The 1,182-nt window shown below is 39.9% G+C and carries 2 protein-coding genes and 1 pseudogene; 1 reads left to right on the top strand and 2 read right to left on the bottom strand.

The features are described from left to right. Window positions 1-77, top strand: a pseudogene (locus tag QUA23_RS30920) (transposase); the annotation flags it as partial. 15 nt (window positions 78-92) lie between these two features. On the opposite strand, the gene QUA23_RS30915 reads toward QUA23_RS30920, so the two are convergent. Both QUA23_RS30915 and QUA23_RS30910 read right to left on the bottom strand, forming a co-directional pair. After that, entirely contained in the window at window positions 93-644 is a 552-nt protein-coding gene (locus QUA23_RS30915; RefSeq protein ID WP_333079686.1) for a transposase, read from the bottom strand. Window positions 645-646: 2 nt separating this feature from the next. After that, window positions 647-1,039, bottom strand: coding sequence for a transposase (locus tag QUA23_RS30910; protein ID WP_333043188.1), 393 nt, complete (start codon window positions 1,037-1,039; stop codon window positions 647-649). Between the last annotated feature and the right edge of the window lie 143 nt (window positions 1,040-1,182).

Genomic DNA, 1,182 nt, shown 5'->3' with positions numbered 1-1,182 from the left:
TCAAGGAAAAATTAGGAACTAGCGATCGCGAAACCGTAGAACAAATCAGGGAGAACCCATACCTGCAATACTTTATACAGCACTTCCCGCTGTTAAGAGGTACAGTAGCAACAATTAGCAAACCAATTTCTTAAATGTTGAGGATTGATTAAGTTGAGGGCAACTGCAATTATTTGATCGATCATGGATGTGGTAGTTGGAGCGAACATACGCAAAAAAGATTTTAGTTGCGACCACCAAAGCTCTATTGGGTTAAAATCGGGAGAGTATGGGGATAAACAAATAATACTCGCACCTACAGCTTCAATCATGGGCTTGATTAAAGCTAACTTATGGGCGGGTAAATTATCCATTACTACTACCGCTCCTTCCCATAATTGAGGGCATAAAAAATGCTCAATAAATATAACAAATGCCTGTCCATCCATTGAATCATTCATTGTCATCAATGCCAACACTTTATTCATACTAATTGCGCCAATAGCTGTGACTTTGGCACCTCGATAAAATGCTTTTTTTTGGTAGACTCTTGTCCCGTGCTGTGAGCGGGCATAAGTTCTACTCAATCCCAGTAGAATACCAGTTTCATCCAAAAATACTAAGTTTTTTGGCTCGATATTTTTGATCTTTTGCCAATATTCCACCCTTAACTTTTGGACTCTTTCAGTCCCGCCTTGGCTACTGTGCCATGTTTTTTTTTACGATTGAGTCCTAATTTCTGTAAGTAGCGGCACATTGCCGTCCGGCTCACCCAATTTCCCGTCTTAATAGCAAATAATTCACACAACTCTACCAAGGTAGCATCTGGATGCTCTGCCACCAGTGTTCTGATGAGTGCTTCCGCATTTGTCAAGTGACTAAATTGTGGTTTACCCCTCTGTTTAGGCTGTAAATTCCCCTCGACTTGTTGTTGTTTCACCAGTTTTTGGACGAGACTTTTGCTGACAGCAAACCTGATGGCTACTTTCCTAATTGACATCTTTTGGGTCAAATGTGCTGTTACTATTTTTGCTCGGAGATCGAGGGAATAGGTTTTCATTAGCTTTGAATACAAAATGATATTTTATTGTTATTCCATTGTACCACATTACAGCGGGAACCGCTGTAGGTTTCTCATCATACAGCAATGAAATCCCATTTGACGCATCGCTTTTGGTTCATTTTAGAAAAAGAATAAGTTTC

The sequence above is a fragment of the Microcoleus sp. Pol1C5 genome, from assembly GCF_036701115.1.
In the GTDB taxonomy this organism is placed as follows: domain Bacteria; phylum Cyanobacteriota; class Cyanobacteriia; order Cyanobacteriales; family Microcoleaceae; genus Microcoleus.
This window is presented reverse-complemented; position numbering and strand designations above follow the sequence as displayed.